The sequence below is a fragment of the Actinomadura sp. NPDC048955 genome (assembly GCF_040649435.1).
GTDB classification, from domain to species: Bacteria; Actinomycetota; Actinomycetes; order Streptosporangiales; family Streptosporangiaceae; genus Spirillospora; species Spirillospora luteofluorescens.
Map to the genome: position 1 here is coordinate 144774 of NZ_JBEZJI010000012.1, position 19025 is coordinate 163798.

Annotated in this window: 18 protein-coding genes; 12 read left to right on the forward strand and 6 right to left on the reverse strand. The window is 72.5% G+C overall.

Going from position 1 to position 19025, the window contains the following annotated elements:
- Window positions 1–81: 81 nt before the first annotated feature.
- Window positions 82–1524 carry a sigma-70 family RNA polymerase sigma factor gene (locus tag AB0C84_RS15100; protein WP_361065792.1) on the forward strand — a complete coding sequence of 481 codons (1443 nt, stop codon included), beginning with the start codon at window positions 82–84 and terminating at the stop codon, window positions 1522–1524.
- A 12-nt stretch (window positions 1525–1536) separates the two neighbouring features.
- Here AB0C84_RS15100 and AB0C84_RS15105 read toward each other — a convergent pair whose 3' ends face one another.
- Window positions 1537–2814, reverse strand: a complete 1278-nt coding sequence (locus AB0C84_RS15105; RefSeq protein ID WP_361065795.1) for a helix-turn-helix domain-containing protein — start codon at window positions 2812–2814, stop codon at window positions 1537–1539.
- A 119-nt stretch (window positions 2815–2933) separates the two neighbouring features.
- Between AB0C84_RS15105 and nth the strand changes: the two genes are divergently transcribed.
- From nth to AB0C84_RS15120, 3 genes are all read left to right on the forward strand, one after another.
- Window positions 2934–3674, forward strand: coding sequence for an endonuclease III (gene nth, locus AB0C84_RS15110; RefSeq protein ID WP_361065798.1), 741 nt, complete (start codon window positions 2934–2936; stop codon window positions 3672–3674).
- 56 nt (window positions 3675–3730) lie between these two features.
- Window positions 3731–4417 (forward strand): CoA pyrophosphatase, encoded by a 687-nt coding sequence (locus tag AB0C84_RS15115; protein WP_258941941.1) that lies wholly within the window; start codon window positions 3731–3733, stop codon window positions 4415–4417.
- Window positions 4418–4633: 216 nt separating this feature from the next.
- Window positions 4634–5830: a MarP family serine protease gene (locus AB0C84_RS15120; protein ID WP_361065802.1), complete on the forward strand. Its 1197-nt coding sequence runs from the start codon at window positions 4634–4636 to the stop codon at window positions 5828–5830.
- Here the strand turns inward: AB0C84_RS15120 and AB0C84_RS15125 are convergent.
- The 5 genes from AB0C84_RS15125 to acs form a co-directional block, all read right to left on the reverse strand.
- Window positions 5827–6279, reverse strand: a complete 453-nt coding sequence (locus tag AB0C84_RS15125) for a DUF309 domain-containing protein (protein ID WP_361065805.1) — start codon at window positions 6277–6279, stop codon at window positions 5827–5829. The genes AB0C84_RS15120 and AB0C84_RS15125 overlap by 4 nt on opposite strands.
- Window positions 6280–6298: 19 nt before the next feature.
- Window positions 6299–7222: an alpha/beta hydrolase gene (locus tag AB0C84_RS15130; protein WP_361065808.1), complete on the reverse strand. Its 924-nt coding sequence runs from the start codon at window positions 7220–7222 to the stop codon at window positions 6299–6301.
- A 7-nt stretch (window positions 7223–7229) separates the two neighbouring features.
- Window positions 7230–7661, reverse strand: coding sequence for a phage holin family protein (locus AB0C84_RS15135; protein ID WP_179845396.1), 432 nt, complete (start codon window positions 7659–7661; stop codon window positions 7230–7232).
- A gap of 13 nt (window positions 7662–7674) precedes the next feature.
- On the reverse strand, window positions 7675–8898 hold the full coding sequence (nhaA, locus tag AB0C84_RS15140) for a Na+/H+ antiporter NhaA (RefSeq protein WP_361065813.1): 1224 nt from the start codon (window positions 8896–8898) through the stop codon (window positions 7675–7677).
- 238 nt (window positions 8899–9136) lie between these two features.
- Complete coding sequence (gene acs, locus AB0C84_RS15145) at window positions 9137–11104, reverse strand: acetate--CoA ligase (RefSeq protein WP_258941937.1); 1968 nt, start codon at window positions 11102–11104, stop codon at window positions 9137–9139.
- A 250-nt stretch (window positions 11105–11354) separates the two neighbouring features.
- On the opposite strand from acs, the gene AB0C84_RS15150 reads away from it, so the two are divergent.
- From AB0C84_RS15150 to AB0C84_RS15185, 8 genes are all read left to right on the forward strand, one after another.
- Window positions 11355–12146, forward strand: a complete 792-nt coding sequence (locus AB0C84_RS15150; protein WP_361065818.1) for an oxidoreductase — start codon at window positions 11355–11357, stop codon at window positions 12144–12146.
- A 31-nt stretch (window positions 12147–12177) separates the two neighbouring features.
- On the forward strand, window positions 12178–12795 hold the full coding sequence (locus tag AB0C84_RS15155) for a pentapeptide repeat-containing protein (protein WP_361065821.1): 618 nt from the start codon (window positions 12178–12180) through the stop codon (window positions 12793–12795).
- A gap of 924 nt (window positions 12796–13719) precedes the next feature.
- The gene (gene ssd / locus AB0C84_RS15160) at window positions 13720–14793 is read left to right on the forward strand and encodes a septum site-determining protein Ssd (protein WP_361065824.1); all 1074 of its coding nucleotides are present in this window, start codon (window positions 13720–13722) and stop codon (window positions 14791–14793) included.
- Window positions 14790–15944 (forward strand): TadA family conjugal transfer-associated ATPase, encoded by a 1155-nt coding sequence (locus tag AB0C84_RS15165; protein WP_361065827.1) that lies wholly within the window; start codon window positions 14790–14792, stop codon window positions 15942–15944. The genes ssd and AB0C84_RS15165 overlap by 4 nt, the downstream gene beginning before the upstream one ends.
- Window positions 15945–16115: 171 nt before the next feature.
- On the forward strand, window positions 16116–16811 hold the full coding sequence (locus AB0C84_RS15170) for a type II secretion system F family protein (RefSeq protein WP_361065830.1): 696 nt from the start codon (window positions 16116–16118) through the stop codon (window positions 16809–16811).
- 587 nt (window positions 16812–17398) lie between these two features.
- Window positions 17399–17983: a type II secretion system F family protein gene (locus tag AB0C84_RS15175; protein ID WP_361065832.1), complete on the forward strand. Its 585-nt coding sequence runs from the start codon at window positions 17399–17401 to the stop codon at window positions 17981–17983.
- An 86-nt stretch (window positions 17984–18069) separates the two neighbouring features.
- Complete coding sequence (locus AB0C84_RS15180) at window positions 18070–18264, forward strand: DUF4244 domain-containing protein (RefSeq protein ID WP_179845404.1); 195 nt, start codon at window positions 18070–18072, stop codon at window positions 18262–18264.
- A gap of 11 nt (window positions 18265–18275) precedes the next feature.
- On the forward strand, window positions 18276–18623 hold the full coding sequence (locus AB0C84_RS15185; RefSeq protein ID WP_361065836.1) for a TadE family type IV pilus minor pilin: 348 nt from the start codon (window positions 18276–18278) through the stop codon (window positions 18621–18623).
- Window positions 18624–19025: the final 402 nt, after the last annotated feature.

The following is a 19025-nucleotide window of genomic DNA, read 5'->3' on the forward strand; positions in this document are numbered from 1 at the left end:
GCGCGGGTGCGGTGTCTACTCCTTCGGTGAGCAAGCGACCTCCGAAGGTTGTGGTGAGATGCGGGCCTTGGGTTGGATGGCGTGGTGGTAGCGGGCGTGGGGACGCGGCCGGACGCCGACCTTCTGGCGGCCGCCGCGGAGGGCGACGAGGAGGCCTCGGACGAGCTGTTCCGGCGGCACCACACGGCGGTCCTGCGGTACGCGCGCGGGCTGGTCCGCGACCAGCACCTCGCCGAGGACCTGACGAGCGAGGCGTTCACCCGCACGTTCGCGGCGATGCGCCAGGGCGGCGGCCCCCGCGACGCCTGCCGGCCCTACCTGTACACGGTCGTGCGCAACACGGCCACCGACTGGGCGCGCGGCGCCCGCCGCACCGTCGTGACCGACGAGGTCGCCGAGTGGGCGTCGGACTCCGAGGACGAGCCACCGGACGTCGACGAACTGGACGCGCTCGTCCGCGCCTTCCGGTCGCTGCCCGAACGGTGGCAGACCGTCCTCTGGTACACGGTCATCGAGGACGAGCCCGTCGGGCAGGTCGCGGAGCTGCTCGGCATGGAGAAGGGCGCGGTCTCCCAGCTCGCGTTCCGCGCGCGGGAGGGGCTGCGGCAGGCGTTCCTCGTCGCCGGCTCGGGGGGACGTCCGGAATGCGCGGAGTTCACCGCCCAGCTCGCCGCGAGCGTCCGCCGTCCCGGCCGCCGGCGCAGCCGTGCCCTGCGACAGCACCTGGAGTCCTGCGAGGAGTGCCGGCGGGCCGCCAGGGAGATGGCCGATCTCAACGGGCGGCTGCGGCGCGCCCTGCCGATCGGCGCCGTCCTGCTGGGGGCGCCGTCGGCGTCGCTCGGCTCGCTCGGGCCCCTCGCCCCGGCGGCGTCCCTGCCCGGCTGGGCCCTCCCGGCCGCGGTGGCCGGCGGCGTCGCCACCGGCATCGCGATCATCCTGTTCAGCACGGTCGGCGGCGGCCCGGGCGAGGACCCGCGCGCCGCACCGCCTCCCGCCACGCCCACCCCGGCGAGCTCGGCCCCGGCGGACGTCGCCCAGCCCGACTACACCGTCGGCACGCGCACCCCCGGAAGCGCCGGCAGGGGCCCAGGACGCGGCGGTGCCGCGTCCGGCGCAGGCCCGTTCCGCGTGCGGAACACGACTCTGCAATCGTGCCTGGCGCCCAGCGGCACGTCGGTCGTTCAGCGCTCCTGCACCGACAAGGCGACCGGGTGGAAGCGCAAGAACACCGGCGGCGGTTTCACCCTGGCGAGCAGCTCCACCGGACGCTGCCTGAGCCGGGGTGCGCCCGCCGCGGGCGTCCCATGGGAGGGCGGGAGCGAATACTCGGTGGTCATGGCGCCCTGCGGCGGCTCGAACCAGATCTGGAGGCTGGTGCGGTTCGCGCCGTCGGTGTACCGGCTCGCCAACGGCGACGGCTACTACCTCCAGGCGAGCTGGTCGGGCCTGAAGCCGGTGACGCTGAAACCGTCCTCCTACGCGGGCATGGCCGCCCAGGGCTGGGCCGTCGAAGCCTCCGGATGACTCCATCAGAGGTCATCCGTAGCTCAGGCCGCCGCGCGCGGCGGCCGGCTCGGCGACGGGCTCAGCGGCGGCCTCGGCGTTGAGGGCGAGCCACGCGCGCAGCGCCATGTGGAGCTCCAGCCGGTCCGACGCCGCGTGCACGGCGTCCCCGAACAGGTCGTCGAGCTGCCGCAGCCGGTACCGGACGGTCTGCGGGTGCAGGTGCAGGTGGCCGGACACCTCCGTGGCGTTGAACCCGTGCTCCAGGCAGGCCAGCAGCGTCTCGGCGAGCCGGTAGCGCGTCGCCGGACGCGCGCTCAGCAGCGGCGCGAGCCGGCGGGCGATCACCTTCTCGACCAGGGCCCGCTCCCGCATCATCACCAGGATCGGCATGTGCCGCTCGGCCGGGATGGGCGCCGCGCCGCCGATCAGGCCCTGGCAGGCCAGCGCCAGGGTCTCCCGCGCCAGCCGCAGCGACGTCCCGACGTCGCCGGCCCCGACCGCCGGGCCGATCGCGGCCGTCCAGCCGTGCAGCTGCCGCTCCAGCATCCGGGCGCGGCCGGGGCCCTCCGGATCCGGGACGATCAGGCAGGGCTCCCCCAGGTGCAGGCCCGGCAGGACGTCCGGGGGCAGCGCCGGGTGCCGCGCGTCGGGGCCGTGCTCGCGCATCGCGACGGCCGCTAACGTGCGGGGCAGCGGCCAGTCCGCCTCGCGCGCGGCCTCCTTCAGCTCCGCCGGGGAGGCGCCGTTCAGCAGCAGGTCGAGCAGGTGCCGCCGGTGGTCCCGCAGGGCGCCCGCGGCCCGCGCGGCGGCGTCGGCGTGACCCTCGGCGACGATCGCCGCCAGCTGGTTCAGATACTCGAGCGCCGCGTTGGCGATGGCCGCGACGTCCGCCGGGCTCGTCCGGTACCCCATCCGCTCGGCGCGGTCGGTGAGCCGCTCGACCGCCAGCCCCGTCCCGATCCGCGTCGCCGCCTGCCAGGAGTCGAGCGTCCGCCCCTCGCTGGCCTCGCCGACCCCGATCTGCCGCCAGAACTCCACGACGTCCGCAGACGGGGCGGCGGGGTCGGCCATCAGCTCCAGGAAGTGCCCGATGGCGCACTCCACGCCCAGCTGCACCGCCTTGGCGTAGCGGGGATCGTGCGGCCGGACGAACTCCGGCAGCCGCCCCTCGATCCGGCGCACCGCCTCCGCGGCGATAACGGGAACGTGCTCGCGAAGATCACCCGCGATCCGGCGGGCGCCCTCGAACGACAGGTCGAGCTCGATCCGCCGCACCGGAAGCCGGACCACCTGGCTGAGGTCGGACATGAGATCTCCTTCGGGGAACGTCGTGCCCGGAGAGACGGCCCGCCCCCGTCCCGATTACGCGGGTCGGCGCGACTTTCTCGTCCGGCCGGACGAGGCCGCGAGGCTCTAGGCTGGCCGGTATGGCGACGGAGGCGTCCGCGAAGGCGCGGGCTCGTAAGTGGAAGGACGAGACGCGGCTGGGGCTGGTGCGGCGGGCGCGCCGGATGAACCGGATCCTGGCCGAGACCTACCCGGACGCGCACTGCGAGCTGAACTTCGGCACCCCGTTCCAACTCCTGGTCGCGACCGTGCTGTCGGCGCAGACCACCGACATGCGGGTGAACCTGACCACGCCCGCGCTGTTCGCCAAGTACCCCACCCCTGAAGACCTGGCCGCCGCGGACCCCGAGGACGTCGAGGCGATCCTGAAGCCCACCGGGTTCTTCCGCGCCAAGACCAAGTCGGTCATGGGCCTGTCGGCCGCGCTGCGCGACCAGTTCGACGGCGAGGTCCCTGGGCGCCTCGACGACCTCGTCAAGCTGCCCGGTGTCGGGCGCAAGACGGCCAACGTCGTCCTGGGCAACGCGTTCGACGTCCCGGGCATCACCGTCGACACCCACTTCGGCCGCCTGGCCAGGCGCTTCCGCTGGACGGCCGAAGACGACCCCGTGAAGGTGGAAGAGGAGATCGGCGCGCTCATCCCGCGCAAGGACTGGACGATGCTGTCCCACAGGCTGATCTGGCACGGCCGCCGGATCTGCCACGCGCGCCGTCCCGCCTGCGGGGCGTGCCCCCTGGCGCGGCTGTGCCCGTCCTTCGGCGAGGGACCGGTGGACGAGGAGACGGCGCGCAAGCTCGTCAAGCCCGGACCGTTCTCGTGAGCGGTTCCCCCGGCCGTCCCGGGAAGGAACGCGGCCGTTCCGGAGTTGGGACCCACGTGACCGACGCCGCCCCCGACTGCCCCGCCTGGCTCGACCGCTTCCGCACGGAGGCGCCGAGGCTGCCCGTCCCGCCCGTGTTCCGGCCCGCCCCCGCCGCCCGCGCCGCCGCCGTCCTGATCCTGTTCGGGGACGGACCGGGCGGCCCGGACGTCCTGCTCACCGAGCGCGCCGCCACCCTCAACAAGCACGCCGGGCAGCCCGCCTTCCCCGGCGGCCGCATCGACCCCGAGGACACCGGCCCGGTCGCGGCGGCCCTGCGCGAGGCGTGGGAGGAGGCCGGCGTCGAGCCGTCCGGCGTGGACGTGCTGTGCACGCTGCCGGAGCTGTACCTGTCGCACAGCGAGCACCGGGTCACGCCCGTCGCGGGCTGGTGGCGCGAGCCGTCGGAGGTCGCGCCCGGCCACCCCGGGGAGGTCGCGACGGTCGCGCGGGTCCCGATCAGCGAGCTGGTCGACCCGGGGAACCGGGTGATGGTCAAGCACCCGTCCGGGATCAGGGTCGGCCCCGCGTTCCACGTCCGGGACATGCTCGTCTGGGGGTTCACGGCGGCGCTGCTGACCCAGGTGCTGAGCGCGGGCGGCTGGGACCGGCCGTGGGACACCTCCCGCGTCGAGGACCTGCCCGAGGACGTCGTGAACCTCGCCGCGCGCGACCGGGGAGTGGACGTCGCCACGCGCGACTGAGCGGGTGAACCTCGCCGCACGCCGCTGAGACGTGTCGTTGTTTCCCACGAAATCGCCCTGCTCGTCCGGCGGTGCCCGTGCGCAGGTCAGACGGCCGTTCGCGGTGCGTGCGGCCGTCGTCACGATCGCGCGTCACTCCTCGCGGCTATCCGGCGCGTCTCAAACTGGTCCATCGAGGGGACGTGAAGCAGCGGCGCGGACCTATACGGTGAAGCGGTGCTGCACGACCACATTCTCGATCTGATCCTGCTCGTGCTCGTCGTGCTGTTCGGAGTCTCGGGCTATCGGCAGGGCTTCATCGTGAGCCTGCTGAGCTTCGCCGGCTTCGTCGGCGGCGGCGTCATCGGGGTCCTGATCGCGCCGCCGATCGCCGAGGCCGCGGTGGACGGCGCCGCGCAGCAGGCGCTGCTCGCCATCGTGGTCGCGTTCCTGTCCGCCACCCTCGGGCAGCTCGTCGCCTCGTCCGTCGGCGCCGTCCTGCGCAACCGGGTGACCGGGATGAACGCCCGCACCGCCGACGCGGTCGGCGGCACGTTCGTCAGCGCGCTGTCGCTGCTGGTCGTCGCCTGGTTCTTCGGCAGCCTGGTCGCCAACTCCGAGTTCAAGCCCGTCCGCACGCAGGTCAAGGGCTCCTCGATCATCAACGGCATCAACGACGTGATGCCCTCGCAGGCGCAGACGTGGTTCGCCTCGTTCCAGGGGTTCGTCAAGAGCAGCGAGTTCCCGCAGGTCTTCAACGGCCTCGGCGGCGAGTCGGTGGTGCAGGTGCCGCCGCCGGACGAGTCCGTCCTGAACACCCGGGGCCTGAAGGCCGCCAAGAACAGCATCGTGAAGGTGGTCAGCACGGCGCCGCAGTGCTCGCGCCGCATCGAGGGCACCGGCTTCGTGTTCGCGCCGCAGCACATCATGACCAACGCGCACGTCGTCGCCGGCGCGCGCGGCTCCTCGGTGGTGGCGACGCTCAACGGCGACACCAACCGCGGGCGGGTCGTGCTGTACGACCCGAAGCGCGACGTCGCCGTCCTCTACGTGCCGGGGCTGAAGGCGCCGGCGCTGGAGTTCGCCAAGGAGGCCCGCGTCCGCGACAACGCGATCATCGCCGGGTTCCCGAAGCAGCAGCCGTTCACGCCAGGGGCGGCCCGGATCCGCGCCAGGCAGACCGCGCGCGGGCCCGACATCTACCACTCCGGCCAGGTCAGCCGCGAGATCTACGCCATCCGCGGCAAGGTCGAGCCGGGCAACTCCGGCGGTCCGCTGCTGTCCACCGACGGCCGCGTCTACGGCGTCATCTTCGCCGCGGCCCTGGACACGCCGTCCACCGGCTACGCGCTCACCGCGGAGGAGGTCGCGCCTGACGCGCGCGCGGGCGCCAACGCCACGAAGCCGGTGACGACGCAGAACTGCTCTGATTAACCGGCGGTGAGGCGGAGCGGGATGGGGCCGTCCTGAGGCTCCTTGGCCAGAGTTCGTGCCTGCTGCACGATTCCCTGGACGTCGATGCCGTACGGAGGGGCGTCCTGGTACGGAACCATCCGGTCGGCTGCGCGGCTGAGCAGAGCCTCGGCGCCGCGGGCGTTTCCACGGCGAAGGTGGGTTACTCCTACGGCGACCTGTGCGAGGCCTCGCCAGAGCTCCCGTTCGGGCTCCGGGGCGGCCTTCCAGACCGCTTCCAGCACCTCGTGGGCGTGGAACGGGCGGTCGGCGTCCAGGAGGTTCTGCGCCTCGGCCAGGGCTTCTGCCGGTGGCATGTCGAGGTCGTCGGGCATCGTGGGTATGCCGGTCGTGCCGTGCGGCAGTGGACGTCCGTAGGCGTCCCGTGGGCGTGCGTTGCGTGGGCGTCCCGACTCGTCCCGATCCCGCATGCCTCTAAGGTACGCGGGTTCAGCGGCCGGACCCCGGGTCGGTCAGCCAGTCGAGGAGTTGGGCGTCGAACTCTTGCGGACGCTCCTGGTGGGGAAAATGCCCTGCGCCCTCTATGAGCGCCCAACGGTACGGGGCCTTCACGTAGCGTCCGGAGCCCTGCGCACTGGCCGGAAGGGTGCACGTGTCGAGCGCGCCATGCACTTGGAGCGTGGCGGCGTGAATGGGGGTCCGCATGCGGTGCGCGTAGCGGATGCCGTCTGGGCGGGCCTGGGAGCGGATGAGCCAGCGGTGGTACTCCAACGCGCTGTGGGCGACCCCCGGAATCTGCACGGCCTTCCGTACGAGCCGCTCAGTGCGCTCGTCCGGCCAGTCCGGCCCCGACCAGTCGTGCAGGAGCTTCCCGACCAGCGCCGCGTCGTCGCGGACCAGTCGCCGTTCGGGCCACAGCGGGACCTGGAAGCCGAACGTGTGGCGCGCCGCCCAGCCCTGGCCGCGCGGGTCGCCGGCGACGGACTGCCTCAGCCGCAGCGGATGCGGGGCGCCCACCACCGCCAGCCGCTGGACGATCTTCGGGTGGTAGACGGCCATCGTCCAGGCGAGCAGCCCGCCCCAGTCGTGCCCGACGACGGTCGCGTTCGCCTCGCCGAGCGCGCGGACGAGCCCGGCGGCGTCCCCAGCCAGCGTGACCAGGTCGTATCCGCGCGGCGGCTTGTCACTGCCGCCGTAGCCGCGCAGGTCGACGGCCGCCGCCCGGTAGCCCGCGGCCGGCAGCGAGACGAGCTGGTGGTGCCACGACCACCAGAACTCGGGGAACCCGTGCAGCAGCAGGACGAGCGGCCCCTCGCCGGCCTCGGCGACGTGGAAGCGCGTCCCGCCGGCGCTGACCTGCCGGTGCGTCCACGGCCCGCCGACCTCGATCAGCGACGCGTCGTGCCCGGACACGGGCCGGTCAGCCCGTCAGCTCGGGCTTGCCGGAGTCGCCGCGGTGGCGCAGCGCGGTGAAGTCGTCCTTCAGTGTCCTGCGGGTCCGCTTCGCTCCCTCGATCTTGCGGATGCGGAAGTACCCGATGGCCAGCAGGACCAGGGCGAGGAGCAGGTACACCCCGGCCACGATGAGGAACGCCGCCCAGTGCCAGATGCCGGCGGCCACCAGCCCGTAGGCGAACGCGATCGACAGCAGGATGACGATCAGCCCGCCGATCAGCGCGGCGATCGTGAACATCACGCTGCCCAGCGCGGCCTTCTTGGCGTCCGCCTTCAGTTCCAGCTTGGCCAGGTCCATCTCGGCCCTGATCAGGTCGGAGACGCTGCTCGACGCCAGGGCGACCAGCTCGCCGAGGGACTTGTCCTCGACGCGCTCGCCCGGTTGTGCCTCGGACATATGGCTTTTCTCCTTAGTCCGGGCGCGCGCGCAGACGCACCCTTCTCCGGAAGACGACGGCCGCGGCCGCCGAGGCGAGAACGCTCGCGATCAGGACCGCAGTCGTCACTCTCTCGAATTGTGACGGGTCGGTATAGGCCAAACCGCCGATCAGCAGCGAAACGGTGAAACCCACCCCGGCCAGGAGCGCGACTCCCGCGATCTCGTGCCAGTGCAGATCCTCCCCGAGGGTGGCAAGACCGAGCCGCACGGCCGTCCACGCCCCGCCGAGGACTCCCACGAACTTACCGATCACGAGTCCGGCGATCACGCCGAGGGCCACCCGGTCGGTGAACACCGCGCCGAGCTGCGCCGCGCCGAGGCCCACGCCGGCCGACACGAAGGCGAACACCGGCACGGCCACGCCCGCCGAGAAGGGCCGCAGCGCGTGGTCGGCGCGCTCGGCGTTCGTCGGGCGCCCGTCAGGCGTCTCCTTCGGGCTGGTGAGCATCCCCAGCGCGACGCCGGCGACGGTCGCGTGGATCCCGCTGCGCTGCAGGCAGTACCAGGCGAGGACGGCGACGGGCACGTACACCCATGGCGAACGCACGCCCCGGTGCTGGAGAAGCCCGTACACCGCGATCAGCGCCACGCTGACCAGCAGTGGCACCCAGTGCAGGGCGCTCGTGTAGAAGAGCGCGATGATGGTGATGGCTATCAGGTCGTCCACCACTGCCAGAGTCAGCAGGAACGCGCGCAGGGACGCCGGGCATGAGGTGAACGTCACGGCGAGCACCGCCAGCGCGAACGCGATGTCCGTCGCCGTCGGCACCGCCCACCCGACGGACGCGCCCGGAGCGCCCGCGCTCACCGCCAGGAAGATCAGCGCCGGCACCGCCACGCCCGCCGCGGCGGCGATCACCGGCAGCGCCGCGTCCCGCGGATTGCGCAGCTCGCCGTGCGTCAGTTCCTCGCGCAGCTCCAGCCCCGCGATGAAGAAGAACACGGCGAGCAGCCCGCTGGACGCCCAGTGCTGCACGTCCATGTGCGCAAGGTGCAGCCAGTGCGGGCTGATCTCGAACGTCTGGAGGCTCTTGTAGGCGCCTTTCCACGGCGTGTTGGCCCACACCAGTGCCGCGACCGCCGCGAGCAGCATCACCACGCCGCCGATCGTCTCGGTGCGGAGCGCACTGGCGACCTGGGTGCCGTAGCGGACGGTGGGACGGAACGGCCACGTCGCTGCAACGCGACGTTTCATGGGCGGGCGCGCCATAGAGAGAACCCCTGGGAAAGCGGCGGACGTCTGGACAAGGCCACGGCCCGCACAGTCACTACGGGACGTCCCTTTGCCGACCAGACTTCCCGGCGCACCAGGGGACATTTTACCTGGTTCGCTCGGTGGGGCGGCCCGGCGCCCCCGGCCCGGGCACGGAAACGGCCCGCGCCGGGCGGTGCGCCGGGCGCGGGCCGTCGCGAACCCTGGGGTGCTCTCCGGGTCAGTCGTCCGACTTGGCGCTGGGCAGCTTGTCGGAGATGAGGTCCATCACCGTGCTGTCCGCCAGGGTCGTGACGTCGCCGATGCTGCGGTTCTCCGCGACGTCCCGCAGCAGCCGTCGCATGATCTTGCCGGAGCGGGTCTTCGGCAGCTCCGGAACGATCATGATCTGGCGGGGCTTGGCGATCGGGCCGAGGGTCTTGGCGACGTGGTCGCGCAGCTCCCGCAGGAAGTCCTCGCCCTCGACGCCCTCGCCGGCGTCGCCGCGCGGGATCACGAACGCCACGATGGCCTGCCCGGTGACCGGGTCCGTCGCGCCCACCACCGCCGACTCGGCGACCTTCGGGTGCGAGACCAGCGCCGACTCCACCTCCGTCGTGGAGATGTTGTGCCCGGAGACGAGCATGACGTCGTCCACGCGGCCGAGCAGCCACATGTCGCCGTCCGCGTCCTTCTTGGCGCCGTCACCGGCGAAGTACAGGCCCTCGAAACGCGACCAGTACGTCTTCACGTACCGCTCGTCGTCGCCCCAGATCGTGCGGAGCATGCTCGGCCACGGCTCCCGGACCACCATGAACCCGCCGCCGCCGTCCGGCACCGATCGGCCCTGGTCGTCCACGACGTCCGCGGCGATGCCGGGCAGCGGGCGCATCGCCGCGCCCGGCTTGCCCTCCGTGACCCCCGGCAGCGGGCTGATCATGATGGCGCCGGTCTCGGTCTGCCACCACGTGTCGACCACGGGGGTCCGGTCGGCGCCGATGTTCTTGCGGTACCAGACGTAGGCCTCGGGGTTGATCGGCTCGCCGACCGACCCCAGGACGCGCAGGGACGACAGGTCGTACTGGGCCGGGATGTCGTCGCCCCACTTCATGAACGTGCGGATCGCCGTGGGCGCGGTGTAGAAGATGGACACCTTGTACTTCTGGATGATGTCCCACCAGCGGCCCTTGTTCGGGGTGTCGGGCGTCCCCTCGTAGATGACGCTGGTCGAGCCGTTGGCGAGCGGCCCGTACACGATGTAGGAGTGGCCCGTCACCCACCCGATGTCGGCCGAGCACCAGTAGACGTCCGTCTCCGGCTTCAGGTCGAACACCGCCCAGTGCGTGTAGGCGCACTGGGTCAGATATCCACCGCTGGTGTGCAGGATGCCCTTCGGCTTACCCGTGGTGCCCGACGTGTACAGGATGTACAGCGGGTGCTCGGAGTCCATGGGCTCGGCGGTGTGCTCGTCGCTCTGCCGCTCGACGACGTCGTGCCACCACAGGTCGCGCTCGTTCTCGGCGACCTGCTCGCCGGTGCGGCGCACCACGAGCACGTGCTCGATCGTCGGCGTCTGCGCGACGGCCTCGTCCACGATGCCCTTGAGGTCGGACGGCTTGCCGCGCCGGAAACCGCCGTCCGCGGTGATGACGACCTTGGCCTGCGCGTCGTCGATGCGCGTCCGGAGGGCCTCCGCGGAGAAGCCGCCGAACACCACCGAATGGGTCGCGCCGATGCGGGCGCAGGCCAGCATCGAGATCGGCAGCTCGGGGATCATCGGCAGGTAGATCGCGACCCGGTCGCCCTTGCGGACGCCCAGTTCGAGCAGGGCGTTGGCGGCCCTGTTCACCTCGCCCTGGAGGTCGGCATAGGTGAGGGTGCGGGAATCGCCCGGCTCGCCCTCCCAGTGGAACGCCACCGTGTCGCCGCGTCCGGCCTCCACATGGCGGTCGACGCAGTTGTAGGCGACGTTCAGCTCGCCGCCTACGAACCACTTCGCGAACGGCGGATTGCTCCAGTCCAGGACGTCGTCCCAGCGCTTCGTCCAGGCGAGCCGGTCCGCCTGCTCCGCCCAGAAGCCCAGGCGGTCCTCGGCGGCGCGCTCGTAGGCGTCGGCCTTGACGTTCGCCGAAGCGGCGAGGTCCGCGGGCGGGGGGAAACGGCGCGTCTCCTGCAGAAGGTTCGACAGTGTTTCTTGGCTCTGGCTCAACGCGAACTCCTTGCTAGCTGAAGCGGGGGTCGCCCGGTATCCCCACTTCACCAGGTAGGTCCCGGTCCCCACAAGGCCGCGATCCCGGTGTCAGGGGGGACGGACGCGATCGGCGCTCACGGCTCCGGATCCTGCTTTGTGATGCCCGACACAACGGGCCTTCCCACGTCCAGCCCCGGGGAACCGTTTCCGTTCCACGGCCTGGTGGCCCGCTGCGTGAGCGCTCTGGACGACGGCATAAAGTCAGGCCGTGACCGATGCTCTAGCTGATGTTGCGAACCTTCCCGGCGTCGCCGACTCCGTCGACGAGGCGCGCAAGGCCGTGGACCGGCTGCTCGGCCACCGCGTCCTGCGGCGGCGCAGTGCCGAGGTGTCCACGGAGTCGGCGCTGCGAGGCGCCCGGGCCTCCGCCGTCCTCGACGGCGCCTCGGTCACGCTGGACGAGCTGCGCACCACCGACCATCCGTCCGACCCCCTCGTGCAGGGGGCACTGCGTGTGTCGGCCGAGCTCGGGACGCTGACAGAGGTCTGGCGCAAGGCGCCGCGGCAGGCATTGGCGCGCTTGCACGTCCTCGCTGCGGCGGACGCGGTCGACAGCGCCGATCTCGGACGTCCCCGCTCTGGCGACAGTGTCGTGAAAGACGTTCTCGGACTGGGGGAGCCGCCTTCGCCGTCCGAGGTGGCGGCTCGCCTGGACGCGCTCAGCGGGCTGCTGACCGAACCCACCAAGGCGCCGGCACTCGTGGTCTCATCGATCGTGCACGGCGAACTTCTGGCCCTGCGTCCGTTCGGCTGGGGAGACGGGATCGTCGCCCGTGCCGCACAGCGGCTCACCCTCGTCGCCCGCGGGCTCGACCCCAAATCGCTGGTCGCGCCTGAGGTCGGCCACCTCGAACTCGCCGACGAGTACGCCGAGGCCCTCCGCGCCTACACGTCCGGTACGTCGGAGGGCGTCGCGCGGTGGATCGTCCACTGCTCCTCGGCCATCGCCGCCGCCGCACGGGATTCGCAGGCCATCTGCGAAGCGTTCATGCGCGGCTGAGAATGTCACCTGGTGGGGCCATGCTGGTCTCATGGCGGATCGCATGCACGGACGCCCTGCTGCGCCGACGGAGACAACGATCTCGTCGGCGAACTGGGATTCGCGTGACCTGACCGGGGAGCGGCACGACAGCGTCCTCTTCGTGGACGTGGACATGACCGAGGCCAGTGGCACCGGCGCCTTCTTCACCGACTGCACGTTCCGGGGTGTGCGGTTCAACGCGTCCAGCCACACCGACGGGGCCTTCCTGAACTGCACGTTCGTCCGGTGCGGTTTCTTCGACGCCGCCTTCACGGGCTGCAAGTTCGTGGGCAGCCTGTTCGACGGCTGCACCTACGACCTGATGAAGGTCAAGGGCGGCGACTGGTCGTTCACCGGCCTGCCCGGCGCCGACCTGCGACGCGCCACGTTCGCGGACGTCCGCATGCGCGAAGCGGACCTCACCGGCGCCCGCTGCGCCGGAGGTGAGCTGCGCGGGGTCGACCTCTCGGGGGCGTCCCTGCACAAGGCCGACTTCTCCGGCTGCGACCTGCGCGGCACCGACCTGTCGTCGCTGGACCCGTTCACCGTCGAGTTGAGGCGCGCGGTGATCGATCCGTACCAGGCGGTCGTCCTCGCTACGGCGCTGGGGCTGGACGTTCGCGAATAGGCCTGCGCGGGCCTAGCGGGGGTGCCGTACAACGCGAACGGCGTCCCTGGGCGGGACGCCGCCGCTGGACACGTCACACCGGGTTACCAAGCGTGCACCTCATATCCGTCGGATCGGGTCAAGCCCGTCTCGACGCGCCTCCCGCGGCTGGTCGCGCGTGGGTACCCGGCTGCCGTGCCCGGACACTCGGTCCGTATGACCTGTCTACGCCCTCTTTGTCCAGATGACAAGCCCCATTCGGAAAACGGTCCGCGTCCCGCCGGGCCGGCGCACAAGGGGGACTCCGGTGGCCGCCGGCGCCGGGGAGACGTATTCCGGACTTCCGCAAAACGGTGTTCGGATCGCGAAATTGATCACTCAGGGTGACCATTTCCCTTTGGTCGTCGATCATGCGAAGGCACAGGAAAGATCTTTAGTTCTCCGGTACGCTCCCACTCCCGTCCCGTTGCACTTCGCGTGCGCCGGAACGGGGGCCCAGTCGAGGCCGGGCGGCGCCCTGCGCCGGCCGCTCCGGCGGATCGTTGTCGCCAGGTGCGAAAAATCGCCACGTGCCGGGCGAGTTTGCGGCTCGACGGAACTCTCGACGATCGGGCAGCATATGTTGTATCCGCCTAGACTCGAGCCCGTGAGTTTGCTTCTTCCATAGAGCGGACTTACGCGCGGCTTAGCCCGAACTCCCTGAGACCTTTCTGGGAAAGCGGGCCGGCTCTACCCCCCCGGAGCCGGACCGCCCGGCGACCCCCGCTCTCCCCCCCCGGCGGGGGTCGCCCTGTCGTGAGGCGGCCGGGCGGTGGCCCCCGGGATCCATCCCGCGCCACCGCCCGCCCGCCGCACGGGCGAAGTTATCCACAGTTCGCGGAACCCTCTCGCCGCCTCCTGCGCCCGCCGCAAGGTGGATGTCTCCGAACGTCGAAGGAGCATCCGATGAACCTCGCGGCACTGATCGTCACCGGCGACCCCGCGCTCGCCGACGGCCTCCTGCGCCTCGCCGCCGCCGCGGACGCCCACGCCGAGGTCGCCTACGGCGCCGATGAGGCGAGATCCGCCTGGACCTGGCCCTCCCTCATCCTCGTGGGCGCCGACATCGCCGAGGACGTCGCCGCCGCCGGCCTCCAGCGCCGCCCCGGCGTCGTCCTCGTCACCGGCGGCCCCGCCCCCGACGCCTACCGCCTGGCCGTGGAGGCCGGCGCCCAGGACGTCGTCGCCCTCCCCGACCACGAGGACTGGCTGATCGACGCCTTCGCCGCCGCCTGCGAACCCGAGGGCGGCTGGGCCACCGCCCTCTGCGTCGTCGGCGCCCGCGGCGGCGCCGGGGCCAGCGTCCTCGCGACCGCGCTCGGCCTCGGCGCGGCGGGCCAGGGCCTGCGCACCCTCCTGGTCGACGCCGACCCGTTCGGCGGCGGCGTCGACCTCCTCCTCGGGCTGGAGGCGCACGAGGGCGTCCGCTGGCACGACCTCGCCGAGCGCCGCGGCCGCCTCAGCACCGCGACCCTCCGCGAAACGCTGCCCGGCACGGGCGACCTGTCCGTCCTCTCCTGGCGGCGAGGCGAGCCCGTCCCCGTCTCCGAAGAGGCCGTCCGCTCCCTTCTCGACGCCGCCGCCCGCGGCTTCGACCTGGTCGTCGTGGACGTCCCCCGCCATCCCGGCGACATCGGCCGCGAGGCCCTGCGCGCCGCCGCCGTCACGTTCCTGCTCGTCCCGGCCGAGGTCCGCGCCACCGTGGCGGCCGACGGCCTCGCCACCGCCCTCCGCCGCGACACCGCCGACCTGCGCCTCGTCGTCCAGGGCCCCGCCCCGGGCGGCATCACCCCCGACGCGGTGGCGGGCGTCCTCGGCCTTCCGCTCGCCGGCTCCTTCGACCGCGACCGCCGCCTCCCCACCGCCATCGACTCCGGCGACCTCGAACGCGCCTGCCGTCGCGGCCCCCTGGCCGACTTCTGCGCCACCGTCCTGGCCGACCTCGCCCTCCAGCCCTACGCCTACCGGGAGGCGGCGTGACCGGCCTGTCCAGCGCCGTCCGCGACCGGCTCGCCAACACGGGCGGCGAAGCCACCACCGGCCGCGTCGCCGCCGCGCTCCGCGCCGAGGAACGCCTGCTGGGCGACCGCGAAGTCCTCGCGCTGGCCGACGAGTTACGCGCCGAGTTCGTCGGAGCCGGCCCCCTGGAGCCGCTGCTGCGCTCGCCCGACGTCACCGACGTCCTGGTGAACGGCCCCGACGAGGTCTGGATCGACACCGGCTCCGGCCTGGTCCGCACCGCGGTGCGCTTCCCCGACGAGGCGACCCTCCGCCGCCTGGCCCAGCGCCTCACCGCCGCCGCCGGCCGCCGCCTCGACGACGCCTCCCCCTACGCCGACGCCCGCCTCCCCGGCGGCGTCCGCCTGCACGCCGTCCTCCCACCCGTCGCCGCGACCGGCACCTGCCTGTCCCTGCGCCTGCCCCGCCGCCGCGCCTTCACGCTCGACGAACTGGTCACGGCCCACACCGTCCCGCCCGAGGGCGCCGACCTGCTGGCCGCCCTGATCGAGTCCCGGGCGGCCTTCCTGATCAGCGGCGGCACCGGCACGGGAAAGACGACCCTGCTGAGCAGCCTGCTGTCATTGGCGAACCCGTCCGAGCGCCTCCTCCTGGTAGAAGACTCGGCCGAACTGAAGCCCACGCACCCCCACGTCGTGAGGCTGGAGGCCCGTCCGCCCAACACCGAGGGCGCCGGAGGCGTGACCCTGAACGACCTGGTCCGCCAAGCCCTCCGCATGCGCCCCGACCGTCTGGTGGTGGGCGAGGTGAGGGGCCGCGAGGTAGTGGTTCTCCTGCAAGCGCTGAACACGGGCCACGAGGGAGGCTGCGGCACCCTCCACGCCAACACCGCGGCCGACGTCCCCGCCCGTCTCGAAGCCCTGGCCTGCGCGGCGGGCCTCACCCGAGAGGCCGTCCACAGCCAGCTGGCGGCCGCACTGGACGTCATCGTCCACCTGGTCCGCGACCCGGGCGGAGGCCGCCGCCGAGTAGCCGAGATCTGCCTCCTACAGCGAGCCCCGAACGGCCTGGTCGGCGTAGTCCCCGCCGTCTCCTTCACCGCCACCGGCGAGACCATCCCCGCCGAGGGCGCGAACGCCCTGACCACCCGCCTGAAAGCCACCCAGCGATGACCGTCCTAGCAACCCTCCGCCAAGGGCCATCTGGACCGCCCGACACCGGCCCCAGAAACCCAGCCCGCCCAGGAGGCCCCTCATGCCAAACGCCGCATCCGTCCGCTGCATAGCGGTTGCCGCATGGACCCATCCGACAGCCGGGCCTGCGCCCCACCGACGAGGTGCCCGGTGTTGATCCTCTTAGCCGTCCTCTGCGCGGCCGCCGCCGTGTGGACCTACTTGGCGCCCACCCCGGCAGCCCACCGCCTCGACCGCTTGAGCGCGCCCCCACCAGGCGACCCGCTGCGTCCGCTACGCACCAGACTGGCCGCCTTCAAAGAACGCCGGACGCGGCCGCAGCGGCGCCGCAGCTCGATCATCGAACTCTGCGACGCCATGGCCGCCGAACTGTCCGCCGGCCGGACCCCCGACGAAGCCTTCACAGCAGCCGCCGCCGTCCTCGACCCGCACGTCTCCGAAGAACTGCTCAGCCTGCCCCGCCCGCCCCCCGACCACCTGGACGACCTGGCCACGCAGCCGGGCGCCGAAGGTCTCCGCCTCCTGACAGCCTGCTGGCGCGTCGGCTCCGAACGGGGCGGCACCCTGGCCACCGTCCTGGACGGCCTGGCAAGCGCCCTCCGCGACGAGGAAGCCCAACGCCAGGACGTATCCGTCCAACTCGCGGGCCCCCGGGCCACCGCCCGCCTCCTGGCCGCCCTCCCCCTCCTGGGTCTGGCCATGGCCGCCGCCTTGGGCGCCCACCCCATCCCGTTCCTCTGCACGACCATCCCCGGCCTCGCTTGCCTGATCACAGGCACAACCCTCAACATCACCGGCCTCTACTGGACCCGCCACCTAGCCAAATCCGCCGAATCCCCCCACTAGCCATCCGCGGCATGAAGGACAGATCGACCTAGTCCAGGCAGGAAACGCGATGCCGCCCCGTCGTGCAGGACACCGCCAGAGTCCAGGCGCGGGTGGTGGGTCCTGCTGTGGCGGTGAGCGGCAGGTCGGCCTGGTCCGTGTCGGGAACGCGATGGCGGGCGTGCAGGGCGCCGCCAGAGAGCGGGCCTGGGCGGGGGCTTCGCTTTGGCGGTGAGGACGGGGCGGCTTGGCCCATGGCGCAGGGGCAGGGGCTTGCGTTGGCGGTGAGGGGCAGCGCGCTTTCGGAGCTGGGGGTGTGGGCGCGGTCGTCGGCGCGACGAGAAACGGGTGAAGTGATGATGACCCTCATGGCTGTGCTGTGCGCGGCGGTATCGGGGTTTCTCCTGCCACGGGAGATCGACACCTCCACGCGGAGGCTGATCGGTCGGTTCGGAGGGCCTCCACCGAGGCACGCGGCGACCAAGCGGCGTTTCGCATGGGCGGCGGGTCGCGCCCGCCCACAGGGGAGATCCGTCCAGGCCTCAGGGACGAAGGATTTGGACGGGTCTTCCGAGGCGTCGGGGCGTCGCGACGTCATCCTTCGGCGGGTGACCGCGGGCGTGGCGGGTGCGTTGTGCGTGGTGATGCTGGGTGGCCTGGCCGGTGGAGTGACCGGCCTTCTGGTCGCCGCCGCCGTCTGGCTGTCGTTCAGCCGCGTCGGCAGCGGGGAGCGGCGGCGCAGACAGGCGCGACTCATTGCTGACCTTCCCGTCGCGGTCGATCTACTCGCGGCCTGCCTGCGAGGCGGCGCGCCCTGGCATGAGGCTGTCGAAGCGGTCGCGAGCGCGGTGGGAGGCCCGCTCGGCGAGGAGTTGCGGGCGGTTTCCGTCCAGATCCGGCTAGGAGCCGACCCGGCGGACGCTTGGCTGGCCTTGGCGGAGGAGCCGATGCTCGCCCCCTTGGCGCGCGCTGCTGTGCGGGGGGCGTCGACAGGCGCGGCGCTTGCCCCGTCCCTCAGCCGCCTCGCCCGCGACCAGCGCCGCGGGGCCCGTTCGGCCGCCGCCGCCAGGGCACGAGCGGCGGGCATCCGGGCGCTCGCCCCGCTCGGCCTGTGCTTCCTCCCCGCCTTCGTCCTCCTCGGCGTCGTCCCGGCCATCGCCGGGATCGCCTCGACGATCCTCCTCCCCTGGTGAGCGGGTTATCCACAGAACGCGGTTCGCCCGCCACCCGGCCTCCCAGCACAGCAGCCTGGATACGACCACGAGCGAAAGGAGCCCTGATGAGGGCATGGAAGACGGTGGTGCGGCGATGGTCCGGAGCGTGCAAGGACCGCGGGATGTCCACGGCCGAATACGCGGTCGGCACCATCGCCGCGGCGGCCTTCGCCGGCCTCCTGTTCAAGATCGTGACCAGCCCGCAGGTGAAGACGATGCTCTTACGGATCATCGAGAAGGCCCTCAACCTGGCCGGGTGAGGGATCGCGGGATGGCCACGGCGGAGATCGCCGTGGCCCTCCCCTCCCTGGTGCTGATCACCGCGATCGCCCTGTGGGGTGTGAGGGCGGCGTCCGTGCAGCTCGCCTGTACGGACGCCGCCCGGAGCGGCGCCCGGGCGGCGTCCAGAGGCGAGTCGCTCACCGCGGTTCGCGAACTGGTGAAGCGGGGTGTTCCGAAGGGGGCGGCCGTACAGGTTCATCGCGACGGGGCAGTTGTCCGCGTCGACGTCGCGGCCCCCGTGGCCCCCGCCGCCGCGATCGGCTTGCCCGCCATCACCGTCCACGCCCACACGGCCGCCGAGACAGAACCCGGCGTCCCACCCACCACCACCCCGTGACCCCATACCGCCCACCACCTCGTAGCTCCACCCCCGCAAGCCACCCCACGGCCCCAACCCGTCCCCCCCCGGGCGGCCTCGGACGGCCCCTGGTGGTGCCGCCTGGCGGTCCCGGTGGTCCCTTGCGGTCCCGGTGGCCCCCGGGTGGCCTCGGTGGCGCGCCAGCCGTGGCGCGCGCGCCCGCACGCCCAGCGTGACGATCCGTCGGTGTTTTGCGTAGCGGGAGGTGGTGTGGGCCGCGTGGGTGCCGCCGCGTCACTGCCGAGCCCGACCCGTCCCCACCGCTGCGAAGGAGGAGCGGATGGCGTTGGGGGCGGGGAGCAGTGGGCGTGGTGGCGTTGCGTAGCAGGGGTGGGAGTTGAGCTGCGGCGCTTCTTGGGGTGGGGGTTTTTCGAGGTGGCG

Bases quoted from the DNA above. Each gene is read 5' to 3' on its own strand.
- AB0C84_RS15105 (WP_361065795.1), bottom strand. From the start codon at position 2,814: ATGTCCGACCTCAGCCAGGTGGTCCGGCTTCCGGTGCGGCGGATCGAG.
- nth (WP_361065798.1), top strand. From the start codon at position 2,934: ATGGCGACGGAGGCGTCCGCGAAGGCGCGGGCTCGTAAGTGGAAGGAC.
- AB0C84_RS15125 (WP_361065805.1), bottom strand. From the start codon at position 6,279: ATGCGGGATCGGGACGAGTCGGGACGCCCACGCAACGCACGCCCACGG.
- AB0C84_RS15135 (WP_179845396.1), bottom strand. From the start codon at position 7,661: ATGTCCGAGGCACAACCGGGCGAGCGCGTCGAGGACAAGTCCCTCGGC.
- nhaA (WP_361065813.1), bottom strand. From the start codon at position 8,898: ATGAAACGTCGCGTTGCAGCGACGTGGCCGTTCCGTCCCACCGTCCGC.
- AB0C84_RS15155 (WP_361065821.1), top strand. From the start codon at position 12,178: ATGGCGGATCGCATGCACGGACGCCCTGCTGCGCCGACGGAGACAACG.
- ssd (WP_361065824.1), top strand. From the start codon at position 13,720: ATGAACCTCGCGGCACTGATCGTCACCGGCGACCCCGCGCTCGCCGAC.
- AB0C84_RS15180 (WP_179845404.1), top strand. From the start codon at position 18,070: ATGAGGGCATGGAAGACGGTGGTGCGGCGATGGTCCGGAGCGTGCAAG.
- AB0C84_RS15185 (WP_361065836.1), top strand. From the start codon at position 18,276: ATGGCCACGGCGGAGATCGCCGTGGCCCTCCCCTCCCTGGTGCTGATC.